Source organism: Bacillus sp. JJ1503, from assembly GCF_036965125.1.
In the GTDB taxonomy this organism is placed as follows: Bacteria; Bacillota; Bacilli; order Bacillales; family Cytobacillaceae; genus Cytobacillus.
In genome coordinates, this window is the sequence record NZ_JBALOZ010000543.1 from 1 (window position 1) to 1,455 (window position 1,455).

The window sequence follows — 1,455 nt, forward strand, 5'->3', positions numbered from 1 at the left end:
AAAGGTTTTTTATTTGATAAAAATGGTAATTTATACAAAGATGAAAACTTAGTTGAATATTTTCACGAAATTACTGATGGTAAATACTTAGATGAAAAGCTTAGGTATGCTAACGGAAGTTTTTGTTTAGTTTTCAATAATGGTAAAAATGTTTATATTGCAGCAGATAGATTGAGATCAATTCCTTTATTTTATTCAATATTAGAAGACCAAATATTGATTTCAGATAATGCTTTTTGGATAAAAAAAGAATCAAATCTTCATGATATTGATCAAATGAGTTTGCTTGAATTTAAATTAACTGGATATACAATGGGGAGTACTACTCTCATTAGAAAAATAAATCAAATTCAAGCTGGAGAATTAGTAACTATAAAATTAGAGAATACCACAAAAATTTTTAATGAATTCTATTATGTGCATCTACACAATAATTATTTTGGTCTTACAAAAAATGAATGTTTTGATCAACTTGAAGAGATATCTAAAAGAACATTTACTAGGTTAATAAAATCGGTAAATAATAATCCTATTGTTGTACCACTAAGTGGCGGATATGATTCAAGATATATTGTTGCTATGTTAAAAAAACTTGGATACGAAAATGTTATTTGTTACACATATGGTCGCCCTGATAGTCATGAGGTAGTGATATCTAAAAGAGTTGCAAAACAACTATCATATGATTGGATTTTTATTGAATACAGTATAGATACTTGGGACTGCCTTTTTGGAGATGATGCATATAAATATTTTATTGATTCAAACAATCTGTCATCTTTGCCTCATATACAAGAATATTACGCAGTACAGTATCTTTCTAATAATAAATTAATCCCTGAAAATTCAGTAATAGTTCCCGGATTTTGCGGTGATGTATTAGGTGGAACTTATTTAATAGATGAAAATGAAATTAGAAGTATTGATTTAAATGTTGAATCTTTATGTGAATATATCTTTAAGAAACATTTTAACCTTTTTGTATATAATGGTGAAAAAGTCTCTCAAATAAAAAAAGATATAAAACAATTTATTGTTCAGTTTCCTATTAGTAATGTTGATGATTTAATTAGTATTAATGAACATTTTATTACCTGTCATAGACTTTCTAAATTTGTAATCAATTCTTTAAGGGTTTATGAGCACTTTGGTTTCCAATGGAGAATGCCGCTTTGGGATAATGAATTAATTGAATATTGGTATAGAATACCAAATGAATATAGAGTTAACAATCAATTATATAATGAATTCTTACTTTATAATATTTTTAATGAATTTGACATATCTATTCCAAAACTTCAACCAAAACACAAGATTGTACAAAGGTTGAAGATGGTACTACCAAAAAGCATGAGAAATTTTATGATGTATATATTAAATAAATACTTTCAACAAAATATACGTAATTATAACAACTTTAATCAATTAGCCGAAAAACTATTACAAAATATAAAT

1 protein-coding gene is annotated in these 1,455 nt (G+C 25.8%); it reads left to right on the forward strand.

Going from position 1 to position 1,455, the window contains the following annotated elements:
• On the forward strand, positions 1 to 1,455 hold a 1,455-nt coding region (locus tag V7149_RS26420; protein ID WP_335348518.1), incomplete at both ends, for an asparagine synthase C-terminal domain-containing protein.